Origin of the sequence: Microcoleus sp. T3_B1 (genome assembly GCF_036700445.1) — a bacterium.
Classification (GTDB): domain Bacteria; phylum Cyanobacteriota; class Cyanobacteriia; order Cyanobacteriales; family Microcoleaceae; genus Microcoleus.
Map to the genome: position 1 here is coordinate 59,009 of NZ_JAUBOX010000040.1, position 7,995 is coordinate 67,003.

At 48.8% G+C, this 7,995-nt stretch carries 4 protein-coding genes; 1 reads left to right on the forward strand and 3 read right to left on the reverse strand.

Features of this window, described 5'->3' with window-relative positions; genetic code table 11:
* Window positions 1-32 precede the first annotated feature (32 nt).
* The 3 genes from QT990_RS20890 to QT990_RS20900 form a co-directional block, all read right to left on the reverse strand.
* Window positions 33-2,573, reverse strand: coding sequence for a calcium-binding protein (locus QT990_RS20890; protein ID WP_333411667.1), 2,541 nt, complete (start codon window positions 2,571-2,573; stop codon window positions 33-35).
* A gap of 512 nt (window positions 2,574-3,085) precedes the next feature.
* Entirely contained in the window at window positions 3,086-3,310 is a 225-nt protein-coding gene (locus QT990_RS20895) for a HEAT repeat domain-containing protein (protein ID WP_333465703.1), read from the reverse strand.
* Window positions 3,311-3,313: 3 nt separating this feature from the next.
* Window positions 3,314-3,451, reverse strand: a complete 138-nt coding sequence (locus QT990_RS20900) for a hypothetical protein (protein WP_333465704.1) — start codon at window positions 3,449-3,451, stop codon at window positions 3,314-3,316.
* 764 nt (window positions 3,452-4,215) lie between these two features.
* Between QT990_RS20900 and QT990_RS20905 the strand changes: the two genes are divergently transcribed.
* Window positions 4,216-7,908, forward strand: a complete 3,693-nt coding sequence (locus QT990_RS20905) for a chemotaxis protein CheB (RefSeq protein ID WP_333465705.1) — start codon at window positions 4,216-4,218, stop codon at window positions 7,906-7,908.
* The last annotated feature ends 87 nt before the right edge of the window (window positions 7,909-7,995 follow it).

The following is a 7,995-nucleotide window of genomic DNA, read 5'->3' on the forward strand; positions in this document are numbered from 1 at the left end:
GCCGATCGATCGAGGGGGAGCGAACTTTGCCCTTAGACGAAGCGCAAAGAGGTGCTGTCAATAGCCAGGAAAGAAACTGATTGGACGATCGCAATCAATTCATCCGATCCCGAAGTCTTCTTAAAGATAGCGGTTCCAGCAGGCAATCCTTCGGGTGAAGCACCTAACTGGTAAGTGCTAGGAGCACCTTGAAGTTGGAGGATATCTTCAGTCGGGTTAAAACCGACAATCAAAGCGTAGTCGCCTGCGCCAGTGCCGGTATCGTTGCCATCGTTGTAATAGAACTTGGTGGCATCTCCCAGCAAGAAAGTATCATTGCCTTCAGCGCCAATCAGCGTATCGATTTCGCCTCGCCCTGGGTTAGCAGCAGTGCCGTCAACGCCACTGAGAATGTCGTTGCCTTCTTTGGCATAGAGGAAATCGTTGCCAGTACCGCCCAGCAAAGCATCGTTATCTTTACCGCCGTACAGGGAGTCATTACCAGCGTCGCCGGCTAACGTATTGTTGCCTAGATCGCCGCTGATGGCATCGTTACCGTCGCCGCCATACAAGAAGTCGTCACCTTTTCCTCCTAACTCAATATCGTTACCGCTGCCTCCAATCACGGTGTCATTGCCGTCGTTGCCAAATAGGAGATCGTTGCCGTCGTCGCCAAATAAGGCATCGTCTCCTTTGCCTCCGAAAAATGTGTTGTTTTCGCTATTGCCGATTAAGGTGTCGTTGCCTTTGTTGCCGTAGACGGGACTGTTAGCGTCGATCGCAATAATCACGTCATTGCTGTTGCTGCCGATGTTCCCTGACGCTGAGCCTGTCGGTGCGGGCGCGCTTGTGACTGTGAGTGCGATCGGAAGTGCGATCGTCACAGGCGGTGCGGGAGTGAAAACGGGTGTAGGTGTTGTAGCCGGTGTGGGCGTCGTAACTGGTGTGGGTGGCAGCGGTGGGAGTGCAACCGGTGTTGGCGCGGTGGGTGTCGGCGCGGTGGGTGTTGGCGCTGTGGGTGTTGGCGCCGTGGGTGTTGGCGCGGTGGGTGTTGGCGCGGTAGGTGTTGGCGCGGTGGGTGTTGGCGCTGTGGGTGTTGGCGCTGTGGGTGTCGGCGCTGTGGGTGTCGGCGCTGTGGGTGAGTCTGGTAAATTAGCAGCCAGAATGTCGCTACCAGAGAGGTTGTTGAGGGTTTCGATTAAGCCAGCACCCGCGACAGTCGGGGATGCACCGAAGAAGTCTAAAATCACCAAGTCATCAGCAGGGTTGGCGATTCCGTCTTTGTTGATATCAACTACCAGACTGGTACCTTGGCGCCCCAACCCCTGAGTTCCCGCCGCCAGCAGCGACAGGGAAAGGTTTGTGCTGGTGCCGAAACCTATTTGCACATTATCTATACCCTCAGTATCCTGAATCTGACTCGACTTGCTGTTGGAGGAATTGTATAAATCGTTACCTGCACCGCCTCGCAGCACATCAGTGCCTCCATTACTGCTGATGTAGGAATTCAGCGTATCGTTACCCGCACCGCCTTCTAAAGTGCTGTTGGAACTACCTACACCGGTAAAGAACAAGTCATTGCCATCTCCCCCTAACAAGAGGCCACCACCATCCAAGATATCATCGCCCATACCTCCATCCAGGGTGCTATTGTTGCTGCCGCCACGGATGTCGTCATTTCCTGCACCCCCGCTGAGGCTGTTAGTACCGGCATTGCCCTTGATGGTGTCGTTGTCGGCACCGCCATCCAGCGTGTCATTGCCGTCGCCACCAAAGAGGCTGTCATTCCCCCCACCACCACTGAGGTTGTTATCTCCTGCACCGCCAACCAGGGTGTCGTTGCCTTCTAAGCCTGAGATGTTGTCATTGCCTTCTAAGCCTGAGAGGTTCTCATCACCGGCAGTGCCTATGAGGTTATCATCGCCGGGAGTACCTGTGGTTACATTGAGTCCGCCTGCTATCGTAGCCTCAGTGAGATTAGCAGCGAGGATTGCTGTACCAGAAAGGTTGTTGATGGTTTCGATCAAGCCAGCACCCGCGACAGTCGGGGATGCACCGAAAAAGTCTAAAATCACCAAGTCATCGGCAGGCTTTGCTATCCCGTCTCCGTTAATGTCAATCAGTAGGCTAGTACCTTGTCGCGTTAATCCAATCTTTCCAGGCGACAAGGATAGAGAAACATCTGTGCCCTGGATATCGAAATTGCCAACAAACAGCCGATCTGTGCCATCGGTATCCTGAATCTGACTCGTTTTCCCCCGTGGAGCTAGATAGTAATCGTTGCCGATTCCTCCTCGTAGCACCTGGCCGGTATTCCCATACTCGGCATCGATCGTATCATCGCCAGCACCCCCATCTAAGGTGCTATTTGAGGAGCTATAAAAACCGCCATAAATAGAGTCATTCCCGTCGCCGCCAAACAAGCTATCGTTGCCCAAGTCTGGCTCGAGAGTATCATTTCCTGGACCCCCATCTAAGGTGTTATTGGAGCCAGAACCAATAAGTGAGTCATTGCCGTCTGCCCCAAAAAGGCTGTCGTTGCCTAACCCGCCCTTGAGAGTGTCCTCTAAGGATGTACCCAGAAATATTGCCATGTTTTTCCCTGCTTAGTGTAAACAGGCGAGGGCTAATTTTACTTAGCTACTACGCCCTAATTATCTCTCAGTGCTTTTTCCCAATAATTCTGCGAATTTTCCAAAAAAGTTTTTTTGGCATAATTTGTTTCATTTGCGACAAAAGATGCTATTGCTTATAGCCTATCGTCACCAAAAAATAACTGAATTACAGCACTTTGAGATAAAACCCGCCACAAAGATTGTAAACTTTAAAGATGTAAAAAAAGCCAATTATTTAGAGATGGCGGCATATTCTATTGACTTACCACAGAAGATACTAAGTGCGTGGCAAAACAGAGATTCACTCTTGAAATAAAAGAGCGCCAAGGCATAGAGGTAAGTATATCAAGTTTGTCCCGCACTTTTAACCTCTTAAAATTAAGGCGTAAAAAAAACTTTAGTAGCGACTGAGCAAGCTACAGAACTTGTACAAAAATTGCGCTATGAATGAAGGCGTTCGCTAGATACTATACACATCAAAAACCACGTATTCATTGATGAAACAGCGGTAGCCGATCGCACAACCGAGCCATGATACTGCGGGGGACGAGCAAATTGTCATCGCAACGCAAACCTGCCCCGAACCTTGACAAAGAGTTAGCCGCTTCGGCGCGCACGTTCCGATCGCGATCGAACTGCATCATTTTTAACAGCGCCGCCAAAGCTTCCGCAGTTTGACTCTGCCGCCATTCCATCGCCACGAACGATCGCACCATAAACTAGCGATCGTCCACTTTCCTCAGCAACATCGGTAGCGCCACCGCAGAGTCGCACTTTCTCACAGCCGTTACCCCCGGCAGCCTGTCTTGAGAATCCGAACTTTGCAGCGCTGCTGGGATTTCCCTAATTTCCCTCACCCCATTAAAATATATTTTTGTTACTTTTATTTAAGATTTTAGCAAAAAGTGCCCGATTGTGAGAAAATAAAAAACTCAGTTATTAGATTGTGTCTGCAAATTAACAGCCTCAAACTTCAACACCAGAAGAAGTTCAGAAAGTAATTGCTGAATTTGATCAATATTGGCAACCGCTAATCAACGATACTCTGGAAATGACTCAAGCAGTTAAAAAAATAATCCAGAGATAGTTTACATCGACGGGGCGCTAGCGAATTTGCGATCGCCACAACCTGCCTAAAAACGAGATTAATTGCGGTTCTGTATGGTGTTCTGTTTTTTTAGGCTTATGTACTTAATTGTACTGTTTTCGTACTGTTTTCCTTCCCCGCATATTCTCCCTAGCCCGACTGCTTGAGAAGGGTGGACAAGATTCCGGTTGGAAGTTTATTGAGGAGTTGGCGCATTTAGGGATCTCCACTCGATCGCAAACATTCAGAGAATTGCTACGATCGCAGAATCTGGAAAGTTCACTGATTCTCCCCTCTTAACAGTACAATTAGTACAATTTATAAGGGATTTCCCGTTTCAATCTTGTCCCCCACTAGGAAAGATGGCACTCCCCAATAAGAATTTTAAAATCGATGGAGCGCACCGACCGAGTTCGCGTAGAGATTATATCGGCAGGTAGATGACTCATTATTCATTTTGATATATATATATATATATATTAAAAACAAATGCAATATAACTCTAATACGCGCCCAAGGTATCTGGTAAAAAAAATGAGTCAGAATAAGTATTCCAAGAAATTTAAACCTAAAGCTGCTATCAAAACTGATCAAAAGCAGAACAATCAAAACGACTTATTTCCTGTAGTCGCAATAGGAGCATCTGCAGGTGGATTGGAAGCCTTTCTGCAATTACTGAGCCATTTGCCGATCGATACCGGCATGGCGTTTGTAATAATTCAGCATATGTTGCCGAATCAGGGAAGTGGCTTGAGTTTGATTCTGGGTCGATCGACCCAGATGCCCGTGCATGAGGTGACAGATGGGATGCTGATAGCACCGAATCAGGTCTACGTTATCCCCGCGAATTTCAGCATGACCATCGAGCGATCAGTGCTGAAGCTAACGCCTCGCGGCAAACGAAAGGGGGTATTTATGTCCGTCGATATTTTTATGTTTTCCCTCGCCGAAGAACGGGGGAACAAATCCATCGGCGTCATTTTGTCCGGGGGCGACAGCGATGGTGCCCAAGGGTTAAAAGCGATTAAGGCCGCAGGCGGTATTACTTTTGCCCAATGTGAAGATACGGCACAAGTTAGCAGTATGCCGAATACTGCGGCGGCTACGGGTCAGGTAGACTTTATCTTGCCACCGGAAAAAATAGCCTATAAAATAGCAGAGATCGGCCGTCATCCCTACATGATGGCATCTTCACTTGCGATCGCCATGATCTACAGTTTGCTGCGGGCGGCTGCAGGAGTTGACTTTACTCACTACAAGCAAACCACCTTGAAGCGGCGGATACATCGGCGGATGTTGCTCTACAAGCTGGAACGGATCGAAGATTATGCCCAATATCTCCAAAACACCCCGGCAGAAGTAACGGCGCTGTATCACGATGTCTTAATTCATGTCACCAGCTTTTTCCGCGACCCAGAAAGCTTTGATGCCTTAAGCAGCAATGTTTTTCCCGCAATCGTCAAAGATAAATCGCCGAAAAAACCGATCCGAATTTGGATTGCCGGCTGTTCAACGGGTGAAGAAGCTTACTCGATGGCCATCTGCTTGCTAGAGTTTTTAGCAGCTCGATCTACTAACCTGCCGATTCAGATTTATGCCACAGACATCAGCGAAAATGCGATCGCGATCGCTCGCGCTGGGTTTTATACCAATGCCCAAGTCGCCGATATTTCACCCGAACGCCTAAATCGCTTCTTTGTCCCAGTCGAGGGCGGATACCAAATCGCTAAGCCCGTGCGCGAACTCTGCGTCTTTGCTAGACAAAACCTGATCGGCGATCCGCCCTTTTCGCGGATGGATTTGATTACCTGTCGGAACGTGCTGATCTATCTGACACCCCTGTTGCAGAAAAAACTGCTGCCAATGTTCCACTATGGGCTTGGGCCCGCGGGCTTTTTGCTGTTAGGCACTTCGGAAACGGTTGGAGAGTTTTCAATATTGTTTGCGGTATTCGATAAAAAGAATAAAATTTATACTAAAAAACAGGTAACGCATTGGCTTAGCATGGATTTAAATGCTAGCAACTACCCTCTGACACCACCCAACCCACCAGCGCAGCAAGCCGAAAGATTGGAGGAAATCGAAATGGAGAAAGAGGCCGATCGCATTGTTTTGAATCACTATGCCCCTGTCGGGGTCGTGATTAATACAGCCAGCGAGATTCTGCAATTTCGAGGACAGACGAATGCCTACCTAGAACCGGCTCCCGGTAGAGCGAGCTTTAGCCTGCTGAGAATGGCAAAAGAAGGATTGCGCGTGGAACTGCGTACTGCAATTCAAGAAGCCTCACATCATAAGCAGCCGATCGCACGGGCAGGCTTCCAACTTAAAGACGGCGCTCGCCTCCGGCAGGTCGGAATTAATGTGATTCCATTCCAAGCCGGCGCTGCGGCAAAAGAGTATTTTTTAGTGTTGTTTCAAGAGGAGTCCCCGATCTCTGCAATGCCTGCTGCTGCTGACCAGGAGAGAGTCAACTCTGATGCTTCACAGGGTGAAAGTGAGGAGATTGCAAGGCTGCTACAGGAACTGAAAACTACAAAAGAACATCTCGGAGCGATCGTCCAAGAACATCAAGCCGCTAATCAAGATTTGAGAGCCGCCAACGAAGAGATTTTGTCGAGCAACGAAGAGTTGCAAAGCATGAATGAGGAACTCGAAACGGCGAAAGAAGAGATTCAGGCAACCAATGAAGAACTCAACACGATTAATGACGAATTGCAGCGGCGCAATTTGGAATCGACTGAGGTGAGCAACGATTTAGAGAATCTCCTGACCAGCATCAATATTCCGATCCTGATGCTGGGAAACGACCTGCGAATCCGCCGGTTTACTCCCGCAATTGAAGGCATCTTCAACTTGATTTCTGCCGATGTCGGGCGGTCTTTGAGCGACATCACTCACAAGTTGATAGTACCGGACTTAGAGCAATGGATTTTAGACGTGATCCGCACGCTCAATTTGAAAGTTCAGGAGGTTCAAGATCGAGACGGTCGTTGGTACGAGCTGCATATTCGACCCTACCGGACGCTCGACCACAAGATTGATGGGGCGGTGCTGATGTTGGTCGATATCAACGAGCTAAAAGTCAGCGCCCAGCATTTGATGGAAGCGAAAAATTACGCCGAAACGATCGTGGAAACCGTGCGGGAACCGTTGCTAGTATTAGATCTCAACCTGCGGGCGCTCACCGCCAATCGTTCTTTCTACGAGACGTTTCAGGTGATGGCGAGCGAAACAGAGCACCGATCATTTTTCGATCTCGGTAATGGACAGTGGAATATTCCCAAGTTGCGATCGCTCCTCAAAGAAATTCTGGCAGGCAATCCCCAGTTTAAAGATTTTGAAGTCGAGCATAACTTTGAACACATCGGGCATAAAATAATGCTGCTCAATGCCCGCAAAATGCCTCCGCTTGGCGATACACAGATGATTCTGTTGGCGATCGAGGATATCACCGATCAAAAACAGTACGAGAGAGAACGCAGCCTTCGGATTCAAGAACAATCGGCCCGTGCGGCTGCTGAGGAGGCCAACCGCATCAAAGATGAGTTTTTGTCCGTCCTCTCTCACGAACTGCGGACGCCGCTGAATGCGATGATTGGCTGGGCACAGTTGCTGCGCGTGAAAAAATTTGACGAGGCTAAAACCCAGGAGGCGCTAAAAACGATCGAGCGCGCAGCCAAAGCACAAAACCAGCTCATCGATGATATCTTAGACGTTTCGCGGATTACCACAGGCCAATTTCGCCTCAATGCTTCTGAGGTTGAGATCAATCCACTGGTTGAAAATGCGATCGGGGTAATTCGTTTCGCCGCAGAAGCCAAAAATATTCAAATTGAATCCAGGCTAAGTCCTTTAAAACCAAAGATTTTGGGCGATCCAAGTCGCTTACAACAAGTGGTGTGGAATCTACTTTCAAACGCGATTAAATTCACCCCAGCCGGAGGAAGAATTGAGATCGCATTAGACTACATTGATGGCATGGCTCAAATCCAAGTTAGCGATACTGGTAAGGGCATTAACCCTGATTTTCTCCCCTATGTGTTCGATCGCTTCCGTCAGGCGGATAGTAGCTACTCTCGCAGAGACGCTGGATTGGGGCTAGGATTGTCGATCGTCCGTCATTTAGTAGAACTCCACGGCGGTACAGTTTGTGCAACAAGTGCGGGTGAGGGACAAGGGGCAACGTTTACCGTGAGGTTGCCGCTACGAAAAGATATCTCTTGATTGTTGATACCAATTTAATGTGAAGTTGCACATATCTCGATCCCCCTAAATCCCCCTTAAGAAGGGGGACTTTGAGAAGAATCTTGT